The 24033-nt window shown below is 69.7% G+C and carries 22 protein-coding genes and 1 pseudogene; 16 read left to right on the top strand and 7 right to left on the bottom strand.

The features are described 5' to 3' along the window. Positions 1-153: 153 nt before the first annotated feature. From BSZ36_RS12010 to BSZ36_RS20095, 5 genes and pseudogenes are all read left to right on the top strand, one after another. Positions 154-1089, top strand: coding sequence for a ribose-phosphate diphosphokinase (locus tag BSZ36_RS12010; protein WP_094551306.1), 936 nt, complete (start codon positions 154-156; stop codon positions 1087-1089). 101 nt (positions 1090-1190) lie between these two features. Then, entirely contained in the window at positions 1191-1835 is a 645-nt protein-coding gene (locus BSZ36_RS12015) for a 50S ribosomal protein L25 (protein WP_094549259.1), read from the top strand. Positions 1836-1904: 69 nt separating this feature from the next. After that, entirely contained in the window at positions 1905-2561 is a 657-nt protein-coding gene (gene pth, locus BSZ36_RS12020) for an aminoacyl-tRNA hydrolase (protein WP_094549261.1), read from the top strand. A 28-nt stretch (positions 2562-2589) separates the two neighbouring features. Continuing rightward, positions 2590-4713 (top strand): annotated as a pseudogene (locus BSZ36_RS12025) (sodium-translocating pyrophosphatase); the annotation flags it as partial. Positions 4714-5085: 372 nt separating this feature from the next. Continuing rightward, the gene (locus tag BSZ36_RS20095) at positions 5086-5535 is read left to right on the top strand and encodes an OmpA family protein (protein WP_342760092.1); all 450 of its coding nucleotides are present in this window, start codon (positions 5086-5088) and stop codon (positions 5533-5535) included. Between the two features lie 115 nt (positions 5536-5650). Here BSZ36_RS20095 and BSZ36_RS12030 read toward each other — a convergent pair whose 3' ends face one another. The 3 genes from BSZ36_RS12030 to BSZ36_RS12040 all read right to left on the bottom strand — a co-directional run bounded on the left by BSZ36_RS12030 (position 5651) and on the right by BSZ36_RS12040 (position 9485). Next, positions 5651-6211: a hypothetical protein gene (locus BSZ36_RS12030; RefSeq protein WP_094549265.1), complete on the bottom strand. Its 561-nt coding sequence runs from the start codon at positions 6209-6211 to the stop codon at positions 5651-5653. Between the two features lie 97 nt (positions 6212-6308). Next, positions 6309-6899: a hypothetical protein gene (locus BSZ36_RS12035; protein WP_094549267.1), complete on the bottom strand. Its 591-nt coding sequence runs from the start codon at positions 6897-6899 to the stop codon at positions 6309-6311. A 3-nt stretch (positions 6900-6902) separates the two neighbouring features. Continuing rightward, positions 6903-9485: a serine/threonine-protein kinase gene (locus BSZ36_RS12040; RefSeq protein WP_094549269.1), complete on the bottom strand. Its 2583-nt coding sequence runs from the start codon at positions 9483-9485 to the stop codon at positions 6903-6905. Positions 9486-9582: 97 nt separating this feature from the next. Here BSZ36_RS12040 and BSZ36_RS12045 point away from each other — a divergent pair, with 97 nt between their 5' ends. The 4 genes from BSZ36_RS12045 (at position 9583) to BSZ36_RS12060 (ending at position 14477) form a co-directional block, all read left to right on the top strand. Continuing rightward, complete coding sequence (locus BSZ36_RS12045; RefSeq protein ID WP_094549271.1) at positions 9583-10773, top strand: adenylate/guanylate cyclase domain-containing protein; 1191 nt, start codon at positions 9583-9585, stop codon at positions 10771-10773. Positions 10774-10897: 124 nt separating this feature from the next. Beyond that, on the top strand, positions 10898-12841 hold the full coding sequence (sucB, locus tag BSZ36_RS12050) for a 2-oxoglutarate dehydrogenase, E2 component, dihydrolipoamide succinyltransferase (RefSeq protein WP_094549273.1): 1944 nt from the start codon (positions 10898-10900) through the stop codon (positions 12839-12841). Positions 12842-13018: 177 nt separating this feature from the next. Continuing rightward, positions 13019-13990 carry a tyrosine-type recombinase/integrase gene (locus tag BSZ36_RS12055; RefSeq protein ID WP_094549274.1) on the top strand — a complete coding sequence of 324 codons (972 nt, stop codon included), beginning with the start codon at positions 13019-13021 and terminating at the stop codon, positions 13988-13990. A 16-nt stretch (positions 13991-14006) separates the two neighbouring features. Further along, positions 14007-14477 carry a hypothetical protein gene (locus BSZ36_RS12060; RefSeq protein ID WP_094549276.1) on the top strand — a complete coding sequence of 157 codons (471 nt, stop codon included), beginning with the start codon at positions 14007-14009 and terminating at the stop codon, positions 14475-14477. Between the two features lie 42 nt (positions 14478-14519). Here BSZ36_RS12060 and BSZ36_RS12065 read toward each other — a convergent pair whose 3' ends face one another. Together BSZ36_RS12065 and purQ are read right to left on the bottom strand one after the other, a co-directional pair. Beyond that, positions 14520-14990 carry an SRPBCC family protein gene (locus tag BSZ36_RS12065; protein ID WP_094549278.1) on the bottom strand — a complete coding sequence of 157 codons (471 nt, stop codon included), beginning with the start codon at positions 14988-14990 and terminating at the stop codon, positions 14520-14522. After that, positions 14987-15709, bottom strand: a complete 723-nt coding sequence (purQ, locus tag BSZ36_RS12070) for a phosphoribosylformylglycinamidine synthase subunit PurQ (RefSeq protein WP_094549280.1) — start codon at positions 15707-15709, stop codon at positions 14987-14989. The genes BSZ36_RS12065 and purQ overlap by 4 nt, the downstream gene beginning before the upstream one ends. Positions 15710-15880: 171 nt before the next feature. Here purQ and BSZ36_RS12075 point away from each other — a divergent pair, with 171 nt between their 5' ends. The 6 genes from BSZ36_RS12075 to BSZ36_RS12100 all read left to right on the top strand — a co-directional run bounded on the left by BSZ36_RS12075 (position 15881) and on the right by BSZ36_RS12100 (position 21534). After that, positions 15881-16780 (top strand): DUF58 domain-containing protein, encoded by a 900-nt coding sequence (locus tag BSZ36_RS12075; protein WP_094549282.1) that lies wholly within the window; start codon positions 15881-15883, stop codon positions 16778-16780. 32 nt (positions 16781-16812) lie between these two features. Next, a complete protein-coding gene (locus BSZ36_RS12080; RefSeq protein WP_094549284.1) occupies positions 16813-17850 on the top strand; it encodes a hypothetical protein in 1038 nt (345 codons plus the stop codon). Positions 17851-17885: 35 nt separating this feature from the next. After that, complete coding sequence (locus tag BSZ36_RS12085) at positions 17886-18647, top strand: SIR2 family NAD-dependent protein deacylase (RefSeq protein ID WP_094549286.1); 762 nt, start codon at positions 17886-17888, stop codon at positions 18645-18647. 172 nt (positions 18648-18819) lie between these two features. After that, complete coding sequence (locus BSZ36_RS12090) at positions 18820-19260, top strand: hypothetical protein (protein WP_094549288.1); 441 nt, start codon at positions 18820-18822, stop codon at positions 19258-19260. A gap of 212 nt (positions 19261-19472) precedes the next feature. Beyond that, positions 19473-20453 (top strand): vWA domain-containing protein, encoded by a 981-nt coding sequence (locus tag BSZ36_RS12095; RefSeq protein WP_094549290.1) that lies wholly within the window; start codon positions 19473-19475, stop codon positions 20451-20453. 58 nt (positions 20454-20511) lie between these two features. Beyond that, the gene (locus tag BSZ36_RS12100; RefSeq protein WP_094549292.1) at positions 20512-21534 is read left to right on the top strand and encodes a VWA domain-containing protein; all 1023 of its coding nucleotides are present in this window, start codon (positions 20512-20514) and stop codon (positions 21532-21534) included. 48 nt (positions 21535-21582) lie between these two features. Here BSZ36_RS12100 and BSZ36_RS12105 read toward each other — a convergent pair whose 3' ends face one another. Further along, positions 21583-22356: a hypothetical protein gene (locus BSZ36_RS12105; RefSeq protein ID WP_094549294.1), complete on the bottom strand. Its 774-nt coding sequence runs from the start codon at positions 22354-22356 to the stop codon at positions 21583-21585. Between the two features lie 158 nt (positions 22357-22514). Between BSZ36_RS12105 and BSZ36_RS12110 the strand changes: the two genes are divergently transcribed. After that, positions 22515-23408 (top strand): histone deacetylase family protein, encoded by an 894-nt coding sequence (locus tag BSZ36_RS12110; protein ID WP_218827657.1) that lies wholly within the window; start codon positions 22515-22517, stop codon positions 23406-23408. Positions 23409-23633: 225 nt separating this feature from the next. On the opposite strand, the gene BSZ36_RS12115 is transcribed toward BSZ36_RS12110, so the two are convergent. Further along, positions 23634-24014, bottom strand: a complete 381-nt coding sequence (locus BSZ36_RS12115; protein WP_094549298.1) for a response regulator — start codon at positions 24012-24014, stop codon at positions 23634-23636. Positions 24015-24033: the final 19 nt, after the last annotated feature.

A 24033-nucleotide genomic window follows, 5' to 3' on the forward strand; every position in this document is an offset into this window, starting at 1 on the left:
GGCGTACGCTCCGCCTTCAACCGTTTGCATTCGCGAGGCCTCTGGCGGAAACGCGGTGAAAGGCGCCGCGCGGGGTAGACCCAGGGGCTCCGGCGGGGCTAGCCTCCCGCTTCTGTGTCCCCGCGATCCGCTTTGCACGACAACCTTCCCATCATGCTCTTCGCCGGCCGGTGCAATCCGGCGCTGGCACGCGGCATCGCGGACGATGCGGATTGCGAGGGCCTCAGCGGCGTCACGCTCCGCAACTTCTCCGACGGCGAGATCTACGTCCGCTACGACGAGTCCATCCGCGGACACGAGGTGTTCATCATCCAGTCCACGCCGCCCCCCGGCGACAACTGGATGGAGCTCCTCTTGATGGTCGACGCCGCGCGCCGCGCGAGCGCGCGCACCATCACCGCCGTCATCCCCTACTTCGGCTACGCCCGGCAGGACCGCAAGGACCAGCCCCGCGTGTCCATCGCCGCGCGGATGCTCGCGCGGATGCTAGAAGAGGCCGGCGTGGACCGCGTGCTGACGATGGACCTCCACGCCGCGCAGATCCAGGGCTTTTTCGACATTCCCGTCGACCACCTCTACGGCTCGGTCGTGTTCGAGGAGTGGCTGGACACGAACCCGCTGGGCGCCGCCTTCCGCGAGAACCTCGTGGTCGTCGCCCCAGACGTGGGCGCCTCCAAGGTGGCCCGCGCCTACGCCAAAAAGCTCGGCGCCGACCTCGCGCTGATCGACAAGCGTCGGCCACAGGCCAACGAGGTCGAGATCATGAACATCATCGGCGATGTCAAGGGCCGCAACTGCCTCCTCATCGACGACCTGGTGGACACCGCCGGCACGCTGACCTCCGGCGCCGACGCGCTCCACGCCTCTGGCGCCCTGGAGATCCAGGCCTTCTGCACGCACGCGTTGCTTTCCGGCCCCGCCTACGAGCGCATCGAGGCCAGCGCGCTCAGCCGCCTCATCGTGACCGACACGGTCCCGCTCCGCCGCCAGAGCGACAAGATCGAGGTCATCACCGTGGCGCCGCTTTTCGCCGACGCCATCCACCGCATCTACACCGACGAGTCGATCTCGACGCTCTTCGACGACTGACGCCTCCGGCGCGCGAGCGCCAATCGTGAGGTGACCGCGCGGCGCCCGCCGCCCCGCCAGAGGCTTCTGGCGCCCCGACTTCCAGCACACCCCCTCCTGATATGGATTCCATCACCCTCCACGCCGCCGAGCCCCGCGAAGGCGGCAAGAAAGAAGTCAAGGCCGTCCGCAACGCCGGCCGCGTCCCCTGCGTGCTTTACGGCCCGTCCACCGAGCCCGTGCACTTCTCCGTGCCCACTCTCGACCTCCGCCCCCTCATCCACACGACCGAAAACTACCGGGTCGAGGTGACGATGGGCGGCGAGGACCACGAGGCCATCCTCAAGCACATCGACTTCCACCCGATCACCGACGAGCCGCTCCACGTGGACTTCCTCGCGCTGACGAAGGGCCAGACGCTGACGCTCACCATCCCGATCCGCCTCGAAGGCACGGCTCCGGGCATCAAGGCCGGTGGCCAGCTCGCGCAGCCGCTCCACGAGCTGACGATCTCCAGCCTCCCGAAGGACATCCCGGGCTACGTCACCATCGACGTGTCCACGCTCCAGGTGGGCGACTCCCTGCACGTCTCCGACCTCTCGCTCGGCGACACGATCGACGTGCTCACCGAGCCCGAGCGCACCATCGTCTCCATCACGGCTCCTCGCGTTGAGGAAGTCGAGGCGGACGACGACGCCCTCCTCCTCGGCGACGCTGCCGACGAGGCCCCCGCCGACGACGCCGCTGGCGACGACGCCGAGGCTTAAGCCTCTGGCGAACGCCATTCCCCCCGGAGAGTCCTCCTTCCGCTCGGGAGGAGGGCTCTTTTTGTTTCTATGAGCTTCCTCCGCCGCCTCCTTTCCCGCTCCGCGCCCGCGGCCTCTGGCGCCACCGCTTCCGGGGATTCACGCCCGAGGCCGCAGCCCCAGGTGCTGCTCGTCGGCCTGGGCAACCCCGGCGCGCAGTACGCCGCCACGCGCCACAACATCGGCTTCGCCGTGATCGACCGCCTGGCGGACGAGTTGGGTGTGGCCGTGACCACGCCGGAGGCGGGCTCGCTCGTGGCCCGCGCCGTTTGGGAAGGCGTGCCGGTCCTGCTCGTCAAGCCGCAGCAGTTCATGAACCGCTCGGGCGGGCCTCTGGCGGAGCTCCTGGCGGAGTACGACCTCGCGCCAGAGGCCGGCCTCGTGATCTACGACGACCTCGCGCTACCCGTCGGCGCGCTCCGGCTGCGGCCAAAGGGCGGTGCTGGCGGTCACAACGGCATCAAGAGCATTATCCAGTCACTAGGCTCCACCGAGTTTCCCCGGTTGCGTGTAGGTGTGGGGGATACTTTTGCGCCCGGTACGCAGGTCGATTTCGTGCTCTCTCCCTTTCCCGAGGACGAGCGCGAGGCTGCCCGAGATGCCGTCGCCCTCGCGTGCGAGGCGGCACTGGTGTTCGCCCGCGACGGGATGACCACCGCGATGAACCAGTACAACCGCCGGGGCTAACCCGGACACTCACCCACCCCGTTTTCAGATGAACGAATCCTTACTAGCCCTGCTCGTGCCCCTCGCGGGCGTGATCGCGCTGGGCTACGCCTTTCTCCGCTCTCAGTGGGTCAACAAGCAGCCCGTCGGCACCGACCGGATGGCTGAGATCGCTGGCGACATCCAGGAAGGCGCCAACGCGTTTCTCCGCCGCGAGTACCGCGTGCTCGCCGTCTTCGTCGTCGTCGTCGCCGCGCTGCTGCTGCTGGTGAACCTCGGTCGCGAGGACTCCTCGCCGCTGATCGCGCTCTCGTTCATCGTTGGAGCGGTCTGCTCCGGCCTCGCGGGCTTTTTCGGCATGCGCGTCGCCACCAAGGCCAACGTCCGCACCACCAACGCGGCTCGCACGAGCCTCGGTGAGGCGCTCAACGTGGCGTTCTCGGGCGGTCTGGTCATGGGCCTCTCCGTGGTCGGCCTCGGCCTCCTCGGCCTCGGCGGCCTCTTCGTCGTCTACTCCGGCATGTTCGACGCCGACGGCGTCGTGGGCCTGAGCAACTTCGAGCTCACGCGCTCCCTCAACGTGCTCGCCGGCTTCTCGCTCGGCGCGTCCTCCATCGCGCTCTTCGCGCGCGTGGGCGGCGGCATCTACACCAAGGCCGCCGACGTCGGCGCTGACCTCGCGGGCAAGGTCTACGAAGGTATCCCCGAGGACGACCCCCGCAACCCGGCGACCATCGCCGACAACGTGGGCGACAACGTGGGCGACGTGGCCGGCATGGGCGCCGACCTCTTCGAGTCCTACGTCGGTTCCATCATCGGCGCGATGGTGCTCGGTGGCGCGTTCATGACGGCTCTCGACGCACAGGGCGGCATGATTCTCGGCGCGGTCCTGCTCCCGCTCGTGCTCGCGGCGGTCGGCATCCTCGTCTCCATCCTGGGCTCCTTCTTCGTGAAGGTCAAGGAAGGCGGCAGCCCCCAGCGCGCGCTCAACATCGGTGAGTTCGGCGCAGCGGGCCTTATGGCCATCCTGAGCTTCTTCATCATCACGTGGATGCTCCCGGCGGAGTTCGAGGCCAACACGCTCATCGTCGGCATCAAGACCTACACGTCGTTCAAGGTCTTCCTGGCCGTCGTGATCGGCCTCGCGTCGGGTACCGCCATCGGTCTCATCACCGAGTACTACACGGCGACCCACACGAAGCCTGTGACCGACATCGCTCGCGCCTCCGTTACGGGCTCGGCGACCAACATCATCGCGGGTCTCGGCGTCGGCATGTACTCGACGGGCCTCCCGACGGTCGTGCTCGCGCTCGCCATCATGGGCTCCTTCTGGGCCGCGGGCCTCTACGGCATCGCGATCGCCGCGCTCGGCATGCTGAGCGTGACGGGCATCCAGCTCGCCGTCGACGCCTACGGCCCGATCTCCGACAACGCCGGTGGTATCGCCGAGATGGCGGAGCTTCCGCCAGAGGTTCGCGAGCGCACCGACCTGCTCGACGCCGTCGGCAACACGACCGCCGCTATCGGTAAGGGCTTCGCGATCGGCTCGGCTGCCCTGACCGCACTCGCGCTGTTCGCAGCGTTCATGCAGCAGGCCGGCCTGGACTCCATCAACGTCGCCAACCCGAACATCCTCGCGGGTGTGCTCCTGGGCGCGATGCTGCCGTTCGTGTTCTCGGCCATGGCGATGAACGCCGTCGGCCGCGCCGCTGGCGACATGATCAAGGAGGTCGGCCGTCAGTTCGCCGAGATCCCCGGTCTCCGCGAGGGCACGGCCAAGGCCGACCACGCGCGCTGCGTGGACATCTCGACCAAGGCCGCTCTCCGCGAGATGGTGCTTCCGGGCCTGCTCGCCCTCGCTGCGCCGGTGTTCATCGGCTTCGTCGGCGGTGCCAACATGCTCGGTGGCCTGCTCGTGGGTGTGACCGTTTCCGGTGTCCTCATGGCCATCTTCCAGTCCAACGCCGGTGGCGCCTGGGACAACGCGAAGAAGCGCATTGAGGGCGGCGTCGAGTTTGACGGCGTGAAGTACGGCAAGGGCTCCGACGTGCACAAGGCGGCCGTCACCGGTGATACGGTGGGCGACCCGCTCAAGGACACCTCCGGCCCGAGCCTCAACATCCTCGTCAAGCTCATCTCCGTTGTCGCGCTCGTGATTGCGCCGCTCCTCGCCGGCTCCGGCGTTGAGACCATCGGCCAGAGCGAGTTGGTGCCCGTTGGTGCCGCGTCCGTCGCCGGTGGCGACGTGATGGCAGACGCCTACGACTTCGACCTCCGCTTCGACGGGGGCGACGTCGTCCTCACGGGCACGGTCCCGACCGAGGCGATGAAGGCCGAGATCGCCGAGCAGGCCAACGCCGTCTACCCGACGGCCACGGTCCGCAACGAGCTCCTCGTCGACCCGTCGGCGGAGGCCTCTGGCGGCATGGGAACAGGCATGGGCACGTTCCTGGGCTACCTCGGCCGCGTGCGCTCCAACCCGGGCATCACGCTCCGCGAGCGCCAGATCGGCCTCCGCGGCGACGTGGACTCCGAGGAGGACAAGATGGCGCTCGACGCCGAGGCTGCTGCCGCCGTCCCGCAGGGGTACTCGTACCTCTCCGAGATCAACGTCGTCGCCCCAGACCCCGACGTGGTCGCGGCGGAGGCGCGGATCGAGGAGGCGCTGATCGAGCCGGTGCAGTTCACGACCGGCACGGCCAACATGGTCGGCACGTCCACCACGATCCTGGATCAGGTGGCCGAGACGCTGATGGAGTACGAGCAGTTCAACGTCACCATCGGTGGCCACACGGACAACACGGGTTCGGCGCAGACGAACCAGCAGCTCAGCCAGCAGCGCGCGGAGGCCGTCCTGGCCTACCTCGCTGACAAGGGCATCGCCGCAGAGCGCCTCACGGCGGTCGGCTACGGCCAGGCCCGCCCCGTGGCGAGCAACGACACCGAGGCCGGCCAGGCGCAGAACCGCCGCGTCGACTTCACGGTCAACAGCTAGACCGCCCGGCGCCTCTGGCGCCAGAGGCTGAACGGCATCGCGCCCGGCTCCCGTTGTGGGGGCCGGGCGCTTTTGGTTTTCGCCAGAGGCCTCTGGCGGATGACGTGGCAGGCTCTCAGTCCTCGACGGGCCTGGCCTCGCCACCGTCGAGAAGGAGAAGCTGGGTGCCGCCGAGCGACGCCTCCGCCTTGGGTGGGGCCGCCTCGGCCCATCGCGCGCAGCCGTCCTTCCCGTTCGAGGCGACGCACACGTACACGCGCAGGGTGTAGCGAGAGAGTGGGTCCTCGCTGCGAGCATCGCGCTCCACCACCTTCATCTGGCCGACGGGGTTGTCCTCGGTGAGCAGCAGCGAGTTGGGAGACAGCCCGAGAGGTCCGCCGTCGCTCTGCACGAACACGAGGACCTTCGGCACACCACTCGACCGAACCATCAGCACGCCACCATCGGAGGTGAGCACGCGAGGTTGGCCGTCGGCGTCTGTACCGGCGGCAGATGGCGAGGGCTCGAACTGGTAGACGTAGCCCCCTTCGCCATCGCGCTGGACGTGCAGCACTTGAAAAGCGGTGGCGCGGTCGTAGGCGTCTCTCAGTTCCGCGTTCTTGTCCGGCGGCGCGTCCTGCGCCTGAGCGCCAGAGGCGGCGAGTGCGAATGCGAGGCCGAGCAACAAGCGTTTCATAGAACCGGAGGGAGCGGATGCACATCAGGTGGCAGCAGGACTGGGCCCGCTGCGCGCCAGAGGCCTCTGGCGAGAGGGTCGGCGCGAGAGGCCGGGGCTAGTCGTCGACGGGCCGCGCCTCGCCTCCCAACTCAGGCCCCCTGATGATGAGGAGTTCGGTCCCGTAGAAGATGTCCGACCCGTCGGCGCCCGGGGGCGTGGCCTCGATCCACCGGTCGCACCCGTTCTCGTCGGCAGGGCTGGTGCAGACCAGCACCCGGATGGTGTGGCTGCTAAGGAAGGGCCCAGGGCGCCCGTCCCGTTGCGTGGTCTCCATCCGGCCGACCGGGTTGTCCTCGGTCAGCAGCAGCCCGTTGGGGGCCAGGCCGGAATACCCGTCGTAGCTGCTCTCCACGAACACGATCGCCTTGCTGACGCCGGTCGATCGGGCGATGAGAGCGCCGCCCTGGGAGTAGAGCACGCGGGGCTCGCCGCGAGCGTCCTGATCCTGGAACGACTGCGAGGGCTCGAAAAAGTAGACGTACCCCTCCCCTTCGATCCGCGTGACGTGCAGCACCTGAAACATCGCGGCGCGGTCGTAGGCGTCCCGGATGCGCTGTTCGTCCTGCTCGTCGGGGGTCGGAGAATCCTGGGCCTGCGCGCCAGAGGCGGCGGCGAGGAGAAACGCGAGGCAGAGGAGTCGTTTCATGGGTCAGGGATCGGGGGTGAGGAGGGAAATCGCGAGGGGGTCTTCGCGCAGGTCGCCGAGCCACGGAGACCGCTTGATCTGCTCGGCACCGAAGCCGCGGTCCAGTGCGCTCCGCAGCCACGAGAGCGCCTCCGCCCGCTGCCCCGCTAGCTCGTGCGTGACGCCGATGACGAAGACTTCCTGCACGCTTGCGGCCTCTGGCGAGATGCGCTCGCCGATCTCGCGGAGGTAGACGCGGGCGCTGTCCCGCTGGCCGCTCAGCGCGAACACCCGGGCCATGACCTTCAACACGTCCGGATCACGCCCGACGGTGAGGTGCCCGCGTGCGAGGCGGAGAGAGGTCTGGAACGAGGCGCGGGCCTCCCCTTGCTTGCCCGCGTTCCACAGCGCCTCTGCAAGCGCCTCGTGAGCCTCATAATCGTCGGGCCGGAGGGCGACGGCGCGCTGGGCCGCCTCAACGGCGCCCCCCGTATCGCCGAGAAACGCCCGAACGGTCGAGAGGTTGTAGGCGGCGTCGGAGTCGTCGGGGTCGAGACGCAGCACCTCCTCGAAGGCCCGCTGCGCCTGCTCGAAGTCTCCCGAGATCACCGACGCGACCCCGAGGTTGATGAACAGCGAGAGGTTGACCGGATTGATCTCCAACCCCTTCTGAAACTGCGCGGCGGCCTCCGCAGCGCGTCCCTCGTCCAGGTAGAACACGCCGAGGCTGTTGTAGGGGCGCCAGAGGTCCGGCGCGAGCGCGATGGCGCGCCGGAACGCCCGCTCGGCCTCTGGCGCGCGGCCCAGGTCGGCGTAGATCTTCGCCTGCCGCCGGACGGCCTCGCCGTTGGTGGGGTCGATCTCCAGCGCGCGGTCGATAGAGGCCAGACCGTCCCGGAAGCGCTGGCGCCCCTGGTAGATGATGGCGAGCGAAATGTGGACCTCCGCGAGACCATCGTCTAGTTCCAGCGCGTGCTTGGCGTTGGCGATGGCGCGGTCCGCCCACTCGACCGCGTCGGTCCGGCGGTAGGTCTGCCACTCCGCCTCGGCGAGGCCGGCGTAGGCGAGCGCGAAGGCGGGGTCCCGCGAGATCGCCTCCCCGAAGAGGTCCCGCGCGCGCGCCACGTCGGCGTCGGACTGCTGGTTGCGGAGCACGCCGCGGCCGCGGAGGTACCGCTCGTTGGCCTCGGGGTCCCCGGTCCCGCCAGAGGCCAGCGCGCTCTTTTCTGCCGCCCCGATTTCGATGCGGAGCATCCGCAACACGCCGAGCGCGGCGGCATCCTGTAGTGCGAAAGAAGAGCCTCTGGCGTCGTCGATCTGCTCCGTCGGACCCTGAACCGGCCCCTCGCGCCCCACCTCGACGAGTCCGAACGTGACGCGGACCTCGTCGCCCTCGGTCGCGACCGACCCCTCGACCACGAGCGTGGCGCCGAAGCGCTCGTGCGCCTCGCTCGGCGTCATCCCCGCCTCCACTTCGCTCGCGGGCACCACGCGCACGCGCTCCCGCAAGGGGCCAAGCGCGCCGAGCTTGCTCGTGACCGCCTCCACCAGCCCTTCGGACAGGGCCTCCGCATCCGGGCCGCTGGCGCGGAACGGGAGCACGACGAGCCGCTGCGACTCGGCTCGCGCGGGCTCCGGCCAGAGCACCACGACTGCGATGGCCACCAAGACCACCGCGAGGAGAGCCGCCGCCCAGCGCCAGAGGCCTGTACCCGCTCGGGCAGGCGTCGCCTCCGGCGCCGGGGGCACGCGGCCATCCTGGAAAGCGTCGAGGTCCGCCGCGAGCGCCTCCATCGACGCGTAGCGGGCTTCTGGCGACTTGGCGAGGCACCGAAGGACCACGGCCTCCAACCCGTCCGGCAGGTCTCCCGCCAGAGGCGGCGGGTCCTCGTGCAACACGGCGTAGCCGATGGCGGCGGCGTACGAGCCCCCGAACGGTCGGCGCCCGGCGAGCATCTCGTAGAGCACGGCGCCGAGCGCCCACACGTCGGAGCGCGCGTCGGTGGGCTCGCCGCGGAGTTGCTCCGGGCTCATGTACAGCGCCGTGCCGACGCTCTCGCCCTCTTGCGTCAGGTGAACGTGCTCGGTCTTGGCGATGCCGAAGTCCAGAACCTTCGCGCTTGCCGGCTCTCCCACCAGCATCACGTTCGCGGGCTTCACATCACGATGTACGATGCCGGCGCGGTGCGCCGCGCCCAGCCCGCTCGCGATCTGGCACGCGATCTCGACCGCGGCCTCTGGCGCCAGAGGCCCCTGCTGGAGGCGCGCCTCCAGCGTCTCGCCCTCGTAGAACGCCATCGCGACGTACTCCCGGCCGTCCTCGGTCTCGCCCACGTCGAACACGCTCGCCACGTGCGGGTGGTCCAGCGCCGCCACGGCGCGGGCCTCTTCGCGGAGCCTCTGGCGCGCCGTGGGATCGGCGCGGAGGCGGGCCGCTAGGAACTTGAGCGCGACGGTCCGGCCAAGACGCGTATCCGTCGCGCGGTACACCACGCCCATACCGCCGCCGCCGATCCGCTCCTCGATCCGGTAGGGACCGACGGAACGGCCGACGAGGAACGAGCCGTCGTCAGGAGACGCGCCAGAGGCGGGGGGGGAAGCAGTCATGGGAAGAGGCCAGGGAGGCCAGCTCCAAGGTGTACTCTAGAGAGTTAAAATCCAAGCACTCAGAGCCCCTACTTCCACACTGCGGCGCTCTCCTTCCATGACCGAACTCGACGAACTCCGCCGCGACGTCGGGCAACTCTCCCTGCTCAACGACATCGCCGTCGCGCTCGGCAGCGCGAAGGACCTCGACGCCGCCGTCCACACGCTCGTCAGCCGCTCGGTCGACGCCATCGGCGCCGAGCAAGGCGTCGTCACGCTCGTCGGCCGCGCCTCTGGCGACGCCGCGGCCACGTTTGTGCGGACGGTCCGCGACGCCAGAGGCTCCGACCTCCGGCCGGATGAAGCGCTCATGGCCTGGATGGACGCCAACCGCCGCACGCTCCGCCTCGCGGATCCCCGTGCGGAAGCGCCGTTCTCGGGCTTCCAGTGGGGCGAGTCCGTTCGCTCGGTTCTCTGCGCGCCGCTGATCTCGGCCGGGCGCTTTCTGGGCGTGCTCACGCTGTACAACAAGCGCGCGACCGCCGCCTCATTGGAGGCGCAACCCGCCGGAGCCTCTGGCGTGGCGTTCACGCCAGAGGACGGGCGGCTGCTCACCATCCTCGCGATGCAGTCCGCGCAGACGCTCGACGCGGCGCAGAAGGCGACCGAGCACACGCGGATCCTGAACATCTTCGGCCGCCACACGGCCCCGGCCGTCGTGGAAGAGTTGCTGCGCTACGACGCCGACCCGCCCGGTCGGCGCACGCACGCGTGCATCATGTTTCTGGACGTGCGCGGCTTCACGACGTTCGCCGAGCAGGCCGAGCCCGAGGCCGTGGTCACGTTCCTCAACCGCTTTTTCGGCCTCACCATCGACGCCGTGACCTCGCGCGGCGGCATCGTGCACCAACTCCTCGGCGACGGGTTCATGGCCGTGTTCGGTGCGCCTCTGGCGACGCCGGACGACTGCATGCGCGCCGTGGAGGCGGCGTTGGACATCGTAGCGCGCGTGGAAGCAGAGGTGGCCTCTGGCGAGCTTCAGCCCGTGCGGGTCGGGATCGGGCTGCACGCGGGCGAGGTGATTGCGGGAACGGTCGGCTCGGCGCAGCACAAGGAGTACAAGGTCACCGGCGACGTGGTGAACGTGGCCGCGCGCGTGGAGGGGCTGAACAAGACATACGACTCGCAGGTGCTCGTCACCGACGCGGTCTGGGCGCGGGTGCCCCCCGGCCAATTCGCCGCCGAGCCGCTCGGCCGCGTCGACCTCCGCGGGCGGAGCGTGGCCCCCGAGGTGCACCGTCTCGTGTGAGCCCCTGGCGCCAGAGGCCGCGCGCTCTTCACCGCTTGTATGGGAGCGCTTCCGAGTGCGGGGGCGTAGGCTAGCAGCCCGTATCTTCGCCCCTCTCTCCTCCGAACCCGAATCCCCTCCCGAAATGGCCCGCGTCGATGTTGTCATGCCCAAGATGGGCGAGAGTGTCATGGAAGGCACCGTCCTCGAATGGAAAAAGGCCGTCGGTGAGACGGTCGAGCAGGACGAGACCCTCCTCGAAATCTCGACCGACAAGGTCGATTCCGAGGTCCCGTCGCCCGCCGAGGGCCGCATCGTCGAGATCCTCGTGCAGGAGAACGACACCGTGGAGGTGGGCACGCCCATCGCCATCATCGAGACCGACGTGAACGCGCCCGCCGACGGCGGCGGAGCCTCTGGCGGAGGCGACGCGCCAGAGGCCGCCGAGCAGGCCGCTGAGCCGCTCGACGTGAGCGAGCCTGCCGCATTGGCCGAGGTGGAGCCCGCTGCCAAGCCGGCCGCGCCCATCATGCGCACCGAGGAATCCGCCGAAGCGGAGGCCGCGCCAGAGGCCTCTAGCGACGCGCCCGATCCGTCCAGCGCGCCCGCAGGCGGCGGCGTGGAAGTGGTCATGCCCAAGATGGGCGAGAGCGTGATGGAAGGGACGGTCCTCGAATGGAAAAAGGCCGTCGGCGACGAGGTAGAGCAGGACGAGACGCTGCTGGAGATCTCGACCGACAAGGTCGACTCCGAGGTCCCGTCCCCTGCTGCCGGCACGCTTGTCCAGATCCTCGTCGAGGAGGGCGAGACCGTCGACGTGGGCACGCCCATCGCCATCATCGGCTCCGCCGTCGACGGCACCGTGCAGTCGCCCGCCTCGCCAGAGCCCACGAACGCTCACGTGTCTCCGGCGCTCTCCGAGAGCACGCCAGAGGCCGCGCCCGCTTCGGGCGACGCTCCCGAGCCCGCCGAGAAGAGCTACGGGTTCTCCGGCCAGCCCGGAGGCCCCGGTCTCGCCGAGCCCGCCCAGCACGCCGCCTCTGGCGACGGCGACAGCGGCCCGATCCCGCGCCGCGACGACGACGGCAACTTCTACTCCCCTCTTGTCCGCTCCATCGCGGAAACCGAGGGCGTCTCGCTCTCCGAGCTTCAGAGCATCAAGGGCACGGGCTCCGACGGCCGCATCTCCAAAGCCGACGTGATGGGCTACCTGGAGACCCGGGGCGCCAGCGCGCCAGCGGCCCAGACCCCGCCCGCAGCTCAGGCCGCCCCCGCGCAGCCTACGCCCGTCGCCCCGGCCCAGCCGGCGCCAGCGGCTCCCAAGGCCGCTACGCCCGCACCACGCCCGGCTCCCACGTCCGACGCCTCTGGCGATGGCGTGGAGGTGATGCACATGGACCGGATGCGTCAGCTGATCGCAGAGCACATGACGCGCTCGAAGTCCACGAGCGCACACGTGACCTCGTTCGCGGAGATCGATGTGACCGGCTTGGTCGCGCACCGCAACGCGCACAAAACGGAGTTCCAGAAGCGCGAGGGCGTCAAGCTGACGTACACCCCGTACTTCTTGCACGCCGCCGTGGAGCCGCTCCGCGCGCACCCGCTCCTGAACTCCTCCGTGGAGGGCAACGAGATCCACATCAAGAAGGCGTTCCACATCGGCATCGCCGTCGCGATCGGTACCAAGGGGCTTCTCGTCCCGGTCGTGCGCAACGCGGGGCAGCAGAACCTGACCGGCCTCACGCACAACATCGCGGACCTCGCCGAGCGGACGCGGAGCAAGAAGCTCCAGCCCGACGAGCTCCAGGGCGGCACGTTCACCATCACGAACGTCGGCAGCCTCGGCAGCCTGATGGGCACGCCGATCATCAACCAGCCGCAGGTGGCCATCCTCTCCCCCGGAGCCATCGTCAAGCGGCCGGTCGTGGTCGAGGACCCGAACCTGGGCGACGTCATCGCCATCCGCCAGATGATGTACGTCTCGCTCTCCTACGATCACCGCATCATCGACGGCTCGATGGCGGCCAGCTTCCTCGCGGCTTACCGCGCGTCGCTGGAGTCCATCACGGCCGAGAGCAACCTGTTCTAAGACCGCTTCGGCGTGTCAGCAGAAGCCTCCACCCCATCCGGGTGGGGGCCTTTTTTGTTCGGCTCGCCTCTGGCGCTTGGCTCGCGTACAGACCGGGCGCACCCCGGTTGCAGGCGCCAGAGGCCCGCCCTAGCTTGGATAACCGTTATTCAGCCCGGCGTACTCCGCCCCGCGCGCATGGCCGACCGAGAGACCGCCTCTGGCGGGACCCATCGCCCCCTGTTCCTCACCGCCGGTGACCTCGCCGAACGCCTCCAGGGGTTCCTCACGGACTACCTCCAAGGCAAGAGCGACGCCACCATTGGCACGTACCGGCGCTCCCTCAACGAGTTCGAGCGGTACCACGGCGCGCGCTTGGGGAGTGGCGCGCACGCGCGCTTCGGCTTCCGCGAGGACGACGTCACGGCGTACAAGCGCTACCTCATGGAGGAGCGCGAGTTGAGCCAGGTCTCGGTCTCCACCTACCTCACCGCCCTCCGCCGCCTGTGTGAGTACCTCGTCGCCAGAGGCGACCTCGCGGAAAACCCCGCCCGCGCGGTCAAGGGAAACCGCCGCCCGGGCCAGCACACCCGAGGCGTCCTGGCGCAAGAGGACGTGGAGCGCCTGCTCGACCTTATCCCGCAGGCGACGATCATCGGCCTGCGCGATCGCGCGCTCGTGAGCCTGATGATTTACGGAGGCCTCGCCGAGATCGAACTCGTCCGCTCGGACCGCGGCGACCTGGACCACACGCTCATGGGCGCCTTTCTCCGCGTGCAAGGCAAGGGTCGGCAGTCCAAGGACCAGCAGGTCCCGCTCGATCCTCTGGCGTTGGACCCGCTCGTGACCTACCTCCAGAAGCGCGAGGACACGTCGCCAGAGGCCCCGCTGTTCGTCAGCCACGGCCACCGCAGCGATGGCACGCGGCTCAACACGCGGTCCATCCGCAGCCGCATCAACGGCTACCTCCGCGAGGCGAAGCTCAAGCGGCCGGGCATCAGCCCGCACTCGCTCACGCACACCGCGGCGCTGATCTGGCTCAACGACGGGATGGACCTCGAAGAGGTGCGGCGAAGAATGCGGCACGGCACGCTGGAAACGACCATGATCTCGTTTCGCAAGCAGGGTCTTCTTAAGCGGCCATCGTCCGAGGGCGATACCTCTGCGTAACAACACGTCTCTCACCATGCCTGCACGCATTTTCGCCCCGCTCGTCCTCTGCGCCCTCGTTTTCACGGGTTGCGACTTCATCGACGAGATCCAAGAGGAGCCGGCCGTTCCGGTCACGATCAGTTCCATCACGGTCCAGGACCTGCCGGAGCGGAGATGGGACAACGACGGGACCGGGCCAGACCTGTTCCTAGAGGTGCAGGACCCCGGCGGGGGCGACTACCTCCAAAGCGAGGTGGTCCAGGACGTCGACCTCTCGCAGCCGCTCACATTCACGTTTTCCGACAGCTTCGAGGTTGCGACGTCCACGTCTCGCATCTCCATCGTCGTTTTCGATGACGACGGCGAAGGGAGATTCACAGCCGAACTGGTAGGGGCGAGCGAGTCATTCACGGCCGAAGACGTCGCCGCAGCGGATGGAAGCTTCGTCCTAGAAAGCCTATACGCCGACCTCGGCCGCGTATCCACGTACACCGTCGTCAAGTAGTCCTCGAGCCAGAGGCCTCCCCTGGGCGAGCGCCTCTGGCGCCTAGAGATCGCGTACGGCGGTCTCTAGGCGGGACAGGAATTGGTCCGTCATTCGCCCGAACTCGAACGCGACGGCCGGTCGCACGATGCCGCCCATAAAGCGCGGCGCCGGGATGTCCAGCGCGGCGTCGAGCCACAGCGTTCCGGCGGTACCGCCGCCAGAGGCCTCTGGCGCGAAACGCACGCCCCCTGCGAACGTAGCGTTGCCAACACCCGGCTCGGGCGTCCAGGTGACCTCGTGCGCCTCGGCGTTGAAAACGTAGCGGCACGCGTACACGGTCCGCGCCTCGAAGCCCGGTGGGCCGAGCGGCTTCATGTCCCACTGCCACACGTCCTCCTCCAGAGCCGTGATGCGCGCGACGTTGGGAAACAGGGCCCCCCAGGCGGGCACGTCGCGCATGAGGGCGAACGCGGCCTCTGGCGAGACCGGGAGCGCGAACGCGCGTTGGACCTCAGCCGGAACGCGAATCACGGCGCGACGGCCTCAGCGGGCTCGCCGAGGTGCGCGAGCGCCGAGCGGAACAGGACCGCACCGTCGGCGCCCTCGTGGCCGAGCAGCTCCTCCACGCAGCGCTCCGGGTGCGGCATCATGCCCAGCACGTTTCCGCCCTCGTTTATGATGCCCGCGATGTTGCGCGCCGAGCCGTTGGGGTTGGCCTCTGGCGTGACCTCGCCCGAGGCCGACACGTAGCGGAACACGACGCGGCCGTTGGCCTCGAGCGCGTCCAGCGTGGCCTCGTCGGCGGTATAGTTGCCGTCGCCGTGCGCGACCGGGATGGTCAGCACGTCGCCAGAGGCCGCGGCGTTGGTGAACGGCGTCTCGGCGTTCTCGACGCGGAGGTGGGCATCGCGGCAGACGAACCGGAGGCTGACGTTGCGGAGCAGCGCGCCTGGCAGCAGCCCGGCTTCGCAGAGCACCTGGAAGCCGTTGCACACGCCCATCACCAGCCCCCCCTCGTTCGCGTGGCGCACCACGTCGTTCATCACGGGCGAGAACCGCGCGATGGCGCCAGAGCGGAGGTAGTCGCCGTAGGAAAAGCCCCCGGGCACGATCACGAGGTCGGCGTCACCGACGCTGTCCTCCTTGTGCCACACGAAGCGCGCGTCCTGCCCGAAGACGTGCTTCGCGGCGTGGTAGGCGTCGTGGTCGCAGTTGGAGCCGGGAAAGACGAGGACGGCGATGCGGGCCATCTGAGGAAGGAGCGAAGAGGAAAGAGGAAGGAGGGCCACGCCCGCTAGGGGGAGACGTGCCCCGCGCCCGAGCCGTAATCTAACCGGAGCAGACGCCGGGCTCCGAGAACCCCTCGGCCTCTGGCGCCAGAGGCCCGCCCGTTTCGTTTTCTTCACGCCCCCCTCCTCCCGGTGATCCCCCGCGAGCTGTTCCGCAAAATCCGGCACGTCGAGATCCGCACAAAGGGGCTCGTGGAAGACGTGTTTGGAGGCGAGTACCACTCGGCGTTCAAGGGCCGCGGCATCGAGTTCGCCGAGGTGCGCCCGTACCAGATCGGCGACGACGTGCGGACGATCGACTGGAGCGTGACGGCGCGCTCTGGCGAGCCGTTCGTCAAGCTCTACGAAGAGGAGCGTGAGCAAACGCTGCTGTTGTGCGTGGACGTGAGCGCGAGCGAGGCCTTTGGCAGCACCGGCACGCTCAAGCGCGAGCTCGCCGCCGAGGTCTGCGCCGTCCTGGGCTTCAGCGCGATCCGCAACCAGGACAAGGTGGGCCTGCTGCTCTTCACCGACCGCGTAGAGCGCTTTGTGCCACCGCGCAAAGGTCGCCGCCACGTGCTCCGGGTCATCCGAGACCTCTACGTCCACGAGCCGGAGCATACCGGGACGGACCTACGAGATGCCTTCGAGCACGCCCTTCGGGTGCTCAAGCGCCGCGCCATCGTGGTCGTTGTGAGCGACTTCCGCGAGTCGGCCTCTGGCGCCAGAAGCTCGGAGGCGAGCTACGAGAAGTCGCTGCGGCATCTCGCAGCACGGCACGACGTGGTGGCGGTCCGCGTAGTGGACCCGCGTGAGGAAGAGCTGCCGTCGGTCGGCCTCGTCACGCTGCGGGACTCGGAAACGGGCCAGCCGGTCCTGATCGATACCTCCAGCCGGAAGGCCCGCGAGGCGTTCGCGCGCCGCGCGCAGGACCGCGAGGTACAAACCGTCGAGACGCTCAAGCGCGCCCGCGTGGGCGCCGTCACCGTCCGCACCGGCGAGGACTTCGTGGGGCCTCTGGCGGCGTTTTTCCGGCGGCGGAACCGGGAATGACAGAGAGACTGGACTCCAGGAACTGTGGATGGGTGCCTCGCCTCCGGCGCCAGAGGCGCGGGCCGGTCTCCACCACCGCTCTGCTCGCCGGGCTCGTGCTGGCCTCTGGCGCGATGGCGCCGACCGCCGCAGCACAGTCTGGGCCGGACGCCTCGCGCGTGAGGCTCTACGTCCTCGCCGATACGGTCGCGCTCGGCGAGGCCTTCGAGGTCGCCGTCGCGGCCGATCACGCGCCGGGCGTGCAGGTGCTCTTTCCTGCCATTCCCCTCGAGAGCACGCCTGAGGCCGCGCCGCTCGTCGCCCTGGGCGATGCTGAGGCGACCGACCTGCGTCGCTTCGCGCCTCGCGCCAGAGGCCGCGTGCAGACCGACAGCGTGGTGTACCGCGCACTCGCCTTCACTGCGGACTCCGCGATGGTGTCCGTCTCCGTGCGCTTCGCCTCTGGCGCGGACACGACCGAGGTGACCTCTGCCTCGCGCGAGGTCCGCGTGCGCCGCCTCGTCCCGGGCCCCGACGCCGAGCCGGAGCCGCCTGCTGAGCCGTTCGCGTTCCCCGATCCACGGCCGGTCTGGGCGCTGCTCAGCATTCTCGGCCTCGCGGTCCTCACGCTCGCTGGCTGGGGCCTCTGGCGCCTATGGAAAAAGCCTGCACGCCAGCGGCCCACGCCGCGTGCGCGCCCGTACCCCGAGGCCCTCGCGCGGCTCGACGCGCTCGCGGCGTCGCCGCCCACGCCAGAGGCGTCGCAGGCGTGGTTCGTGGAGTTGGCCGACGCGCTCCGGGTCTACCTGGAGCGCCGCGTGGGCGTCCCGGCTCGCGAGCGCACCACTCGCGAGATCGACGCCACGCTTGCCTCGCGCCTGCCCGACGAGCCCCGCGCCGCTTTCCGAGGGGCCCTCCGCGCCGCAGACCGCGTCAAGTTCGCCGACCTCCGCCCGGGCCCCGAGGCCTCTGGCGACGTGCTCACGCGCGCTCGCACGGGTCTGGACGCCGTCGAAGCGCACCTCAAGGCGCAGGAGGAAGCCGCGCGAGAAGCCGCGGAAGCCACGCAAAAATCGGACGCTACGCCGTAACCACTCCCCGTCTCTAACGCCAGAGGCCCGCTGCCATGCTGTTCTCGACCGCCCTCGTCCAACGCCTCGCCACGGCCCGGCACGTCGGCGTGCTGACGGGCGCGGGGATCTCCGCCGAGAGCGGCGTGCCAACGTTCCGCGATCCCGACGGCCTCTGGCAACAGTTCCGGCCCGAGGAGCTCGCTAACGTCGAGGCGTTTCTCGCCAACCCGACGCTTGTCCAGGGCTGGTACGCGCACCGGCGGCAGGTCGTGGAGGAGGTGGCGCCGAACCCGGGCCACGAGGCCCTGGCCGAGTTGGAGCGCCTCGTCGTCGCCAGAGGCGGATCGTTCCTCCTCGCGACCCAGAACGTGGACGGCCTTCACGTCCGCGCGGGCTCCGAGCACGTCGTCGAACTCCACGGCTCGCTGCTCCGCTCCCATTGCATCGCGTGCGAGCGCCCGGCCTCTGGCGACAATACCGGCGCCATCGCCAGAGGCGAGCCCGGCGTCTGCCCCGCCTGCGGCGGCCTCATCCGTCCCGACGTGGTTTGGTTTGGCGAGATGCTCCCCGAGGAGCCCATTCACCGCGCCGAGCAGTCCGCGCTGGACGCCGATGTGTACCTCTCCGTCGGTACGAGCGCGGTCGTGTTTCCCGCTGCCGGGCTGCCCCTGACAGCGCGCGCGGCCGGCGCCTATGTCGCCGAGGTCAACCCGGAGCCTAGCGCCATCGCGCACGAGTTAGACGAGACCGTGGGGGGCCGCGCCGGAGACGTGTTGCCCGCGCTTGTGGACGCCGTCCGTGCCGCGAGCGCGTAGCCACCAGAGGCCTCTGGCGGTAGCCACTGGGCCTCTCTTTGAGGGGCGTAAACCGCACGAGGAGATGTCCATAGCGGCACCATAAACGCCTCGGAACGCGAGATGTAGCGCCAGAGGCCGATATCAGGGGTCAGCCCTTCCTCGCGGGCACTCCTCCCCTACGCTCTTCTCCATGGGTCAGCAACAGCTTCTCCTCCTCGTCCTCGGCATCGTAATCGTCGGCCTCGCGGTCGTCGTGGGCCTGCAGGCGTTCGAGCGCAACCAAGAACAGGCCGCCGGCGACGCGATGGTCAACGACGCGCTCCGCATGATCTCGGACAGCCAGGTGTGGGCACTCAAGCCGAAGCTCCACGGCGGTGGGCAGGGTGCCTACACCGGCCTCACGCTCGATGCCATCGGGTACTCTACCGGCGGGAACGCGTACTACGAGGGGTACAACGCGCGCTTCGCGATCGCAGTGAGCAGCCCAACCCAGATCGCGATCACGTTTTGCAACAAGGCACAGTCCGCCGGCGGCACTGCGGTAGTGACCGGGATCGACGAGGCCAATATCACGATGGACGCCGCTGCTCTGGAGGGCGGCAGGATGGACGCCAGCGACTGCCCCTCCTGAGCGGGCATTCCGAGGACCCGATCTCCGGGACGCGGCCTCTGGCGGGACTGCTCCCGCATCCGCGCGCCTCTTCGTGACGACACTGGGCACCGCCCAAAGAGCCCAAGGCCGAAGTTCTAAAAGGGGAAGTCTCTGGCGCCAGAGGCCGCCTTGCGCCGGGCACGAGGGGCGCCGCGTGGCGAGTTTGAGCCGCCCGCACCCGACCCTCTGGCGTGATCCTCGCTCAGCCGTTTTGGCTCCTCCTGCTCCTCCCCATCGCGTGGCTCGCGTGGCGCACGTGGGCCGCCAGAGGCAGGACCGGGCAGGCGGTCTCGTTCCCCGCCACTGCCGATGCCTCTGGCGTGCCGACAACGGTCTGGGCGCGTCTGCGGTGGCTTCCCGAGGCGCTGCTCCTGGCGGCGCTCGTCCTCGGCACCCTTGCGATGGCGCGGCCTCAAACCCGCGACGCCAGCGTTGAGCGCACGTCCGAGGGCATCGACATCGTGCTCGCGCTGGACATCTCGACTTCGATGACGGCCGAGGACTTCGTGCCCAACCGGTTCGAGGCCGCGCGACGTGTCGCGGGCGAGTTCGTCGAAGGGCGCACGTCGGACCGCATCGGGCTCGTGGTCTTCGCTGCGCGGGCGTACACCCAGGCGCCGCTGACGCTGGACTACCGCTTTCTCCAGCGGATGCTCGGCGAGGTCCGCATCGGCGTCGTGGAGGACGGGACGGCCATCGGCACGGCGCTGGCGACCGCGGTCTCGCGCCTGCGGGATTCGGACGCGGACAGCAAGGTGGTCATCCTCCTCACCGACGGCCAGAACAACCGCGGCGAGGTGGACCCGCTGACGGCCGCCGAGGCCGCCGAAGCGCTCGGCGTGCGCGTCTACGCTATCGGCGTGGGCGGCGACGGCGCCAACCAGCGCGGCCGGCTCCCGTTCGGGGGCAGCCTTCTCGGTCCCGCCGCGGACGTGGACGAAGAGACGCTCCAGGCCGTCGCACGCCAGACAGGCGGGCGCTACTTCCGCGCAACCGACACCGAAGCACTCCGCTCCATCTACGAGGCCATCGGCGAGTTGGAAAAGACCGAGATCGAGGAAACCGTTTTCCTGGACGTTGACGAGAAGTACCCGCTCGCGCTTTGGCCTGCGCTCGGGCTTCTGGCGCTCTCCATCGCCCTGAGCACCACGCGCCTCCGCACCGTCCCGTAACGCGAGAGGCCCGGTCCCGAGCAATGGCCTCTGGCGGCATTCTCCCTTCTCCTCACCCATGAACTTCTCCACCCCCGAAGCCCTCTGGCTCCTGCTCCTCGCGCCTCTGGCGGCGGCGCTCTACGCGTACGCGGCGCGCCAGAGGCAGGCGGCACTGGCGCTGTTCCTCGGGCCCGGCGCCTCACCGGCCGTTGCGGCCTCTGGAGGGGTGGTCCGGCGGCGCGTCGTCGGGGCCGCGCTCGTGACCGGAGCGGTGGCGTGCGTGGTGATCGCGCTGTCAGGGCCGCGGTTTGGGCGCACCCTGCGCGAGACGACGCAGGAGTCGTTGGACCTCATGGTGGCGCTCGACGTCTCGCAGTCGATGGAGGCCGAGGACGTGGCGCCGAGCCGGCTGCAGCGCGCGAAGCTGGAGATCCAGCGCATCGTGGAGGAGCGTCCGGGCGCGCGCGTCGGGCTCGTCGTCTTCGCGGGCGAGGCGTTTTTGCAGTGCCCGCTCACGACCGACCGCTCCGCCTTCCGCCTGTTCCTCGACGCCGCCGAGCCGTCGCTCGTCCCGCTCCAAGGGACCGACCTCGGCGCGGCGCTCGACGTGACCCGCGCCGCGTTCGAAGAGGCCGCCGAAGCCGACCGCCCGCGCGCCGTCCTCGTCGTGAGCGACGGCGAGGCTCACGAAGGCAGCGGGGCCTCTGGCGCGGACGCGCTGCGCGAGAGCGGCGCCGAGTTGTTCGCCATCGGCGTGGGGACTGACGACGGCGGGAAGATCCCGCTTCGCCGCCAGGGCGCCATCGTGGGCTATAAAACCGACCGCGAGGGCGCCGAGGTCACGACGCGGTACGAGGACGCCTCGCTCCGGGCCGTCGCCGGGCGCGGGAGCGTGTTCCGCCTCGGGCGCCGCGGCTCCGTCGCCGCCGACGTGGACCGCCGACTGGACGGCTTGGACCGCGCCGTGGCAGGCGGCGAGCGCTACGAGACCTACGCCGAGCGCTACCAGTGGCCTCTGGCGCTGGCGCTGCTGCTGCTGCTCACCGAGCGGGCGCTGTGGCTCCGTCCCGAGCGCCAGAGGCGCGCCGTCGCGGCGTAGCCGTCCGCGCGGACCGAGGGCGCAGGCCTCTGGCGCCAGAGGCCACCATTACGGAGCGTTGGGGATGGCCGGGCGCGAAGGCGGGCGCGAGCTGAACAGGCGGTCCAGTCGGAAGCTCAGGCCCACGCCGCCGAACAACGGGTACGCATCGTATTGCCGGTACGCATCCGTTTCCAGCGGGAGGCTGATCCCCGCCTGCGTCTCGATCGCGAACACGTCCGCGTCGTAGCGGAAGCGGAAAGCGGGCTCGATAAAGCGTTGCGCCTCGTCCTCGTACGACGTGAAGCCACCGTCGGTCGCCCTCACGTTTTGCACGTTGACGTACGTCCCACGCACGAGGAAGCCGACGGACATGTACTCCGTCCGCCCGTACCCCGGCTCCAGATCACGCTCCACGCCGACGCCGATGTGGGCGCTGGAGCGGACCACGTCGGCGCGGATGTCGTCCGGGCCCCTGTCGAAGTAGTAATCGTACGCCCGGACGCTCGTCGTGCCGACGCCGATGCCGCCCTCGACGAACCCGATCTCGCCAAAGCGCCCGAGCCCGAGCACGCCGACCTCGCCGCCGCGCCCGCTGTGGTTCCAGTCGCCGTCGCTGCCCGAGCCCCCGCCCGCGAAGTGGCCGCTGGCGTAGAGACCGAGGCCATCGGCAGGGGAGCCCGTCGCGCGGACCTGCCCAGAGAGGAACGCCATGCCGAGGTCGCCCTGGACCTCTACGCCCGTCGTCCGGGGCGCCGCGGGGATCGGCTGCGGCACGTACATCAGCGGGTTGCACCCAACGAGCGCGCTGAGCACGAAGAGAAAAGCGGAGGTGCGAATCATGAGATCGGGGGAAGGATCGGCGCACAGGTTACGGCCGTTCGGAACTCCACCAAACCCTCGCCTCTGGCGCCAGAGGCCGCGCCCCACGCGTTCCCGCCCTGAAAGTCTCCTACCACCCCGGCTACGTTGTACCGCTGCCCGAGAAGCATGCCTTCCCGATGGGCAAGTTCTCCGCGCTCCACGAGATCCTGCTAGCGGAGTGCGTGATCGCCCCAGAGGACGTGATGACGCCGCGCGAGGCCGACTGGAGCGACCTCCTCCTCGTCCACACGCGCGAGTACCTCGACGCGCTTGCCACCTCCACGCTCACGCGTCAGGCCGAGCGCCGCATGGGCCTGCCGCAGAGCCCCGGCCTCTGGCGCCGCAGCCGCCTTGCCGTGCAGGGGACGATGAACGCCTGCCTCGCCGCGCTTACGGACGCCAGAGGCCTCGCCGGCAACCTCGCCGGCGGCACGCACCACTCTCACCCCGAGGGCGGCCGTGGCTTCTGCGTGCTCAACGACGTGGCCGTCGCGCTGATCAGCCTCCAGCGTGCGGGCTGGCTACGGCGCGCGCTCGTGGTAGACTTGGACGTGCACCAGGGCGACGGCAACGCGTTCGTGTTCGGCGGCGAACGCGCGTGGCCGCGCGGCGGCGTGTACACGCTCTCGCTCCACGGCGCCAAGAACTACCCGTTCGTCAAGCCGCCGTCCACGCGCGACGTGCCGCTGGCGGACGGGACGGGGGACGACGAGTACCTCGCGACGCTCGCGCACCACCTGCCTCTGGCGCTGCGCGAGAGCGACCCCGATCTCGTGGTGTACCTCGCGGGCGTGGACGTGCTCGCCGACGACCGCTTCGGACGCCTCTCGCTCACGCGCGAGGGGCTCGCGGTCCGAGACCGCTACGTATGCGAGACCGTCCGAGCCTCGGGCGTGCCGCTGTGCCTGCTCCTCTCCGGCGGCTACGCCACGCGCGGCGCACGCGCAGACCGCCGCACGTCCGCGCACGACACCGCCGACCTCCACGCGACGGTCTTCCGGGAGGCCTTGTCCGCCTACGGGCTCCGCTGACGCCAGAGGCCTCTGGCGCGGGCGAGCAGCACAAAAAAAGCCGCCCCAGGACCCTCTCGACCTGGGGCGGCACGCGGGAGCGCATTAGATGTGCTGCGCTCCCGGGTAGAACGGTGCGCCACGAGGGCACTCCATACGAGGCACCGTGGACGCCTCGTGCAAAGGTCCGGAACGGCCCGGCGGCCCGCTATCGGAGCGACCTCCAACGGCCCGTCCGTGTCTGGACTACGCCCGCGCTCTGGCTACCTGACGGAGGACATCCCCGATGCCGTCGAGGTCCAGAGACTTGTCCAGGAAGTGCGTAGCGCCCGCGTCCATGCACGTCCGGCGGTACACCGCATCGCCGTGGTTGGTGAGGATGACCACCTTCGTCTCGGGCAGGCGCACCTGGAGCGCGCGGAGCGCTTGAAGCCCGCTCATGCGCGGCATCTGCAAATCCAGAACTACCACCTCGGGGCGGACCTCCTGCGCGCGGGTGATCGCCTCAACGCCGTCCGCGGCCTCACCGACCAGTTCGAGGTCATCGGAGGCGAGGAGCAGGTCGGCGATGAGACCACGGATAATCTGGGAGTCGTCGGCGACGAAAACGCGGAGGGGAGGATGCATGCCTTAACCTACTCTGACG

Source organism: Rubricoccus marinus (genome assembly GCF_002257665.1).
GTDB classification, from domain to species: Bacteria; Bacteroidota; Rhodothermia; order Rhodothermales; family Rubricoccaceae; genus Rubricoccus; species Rubricoccus marinus.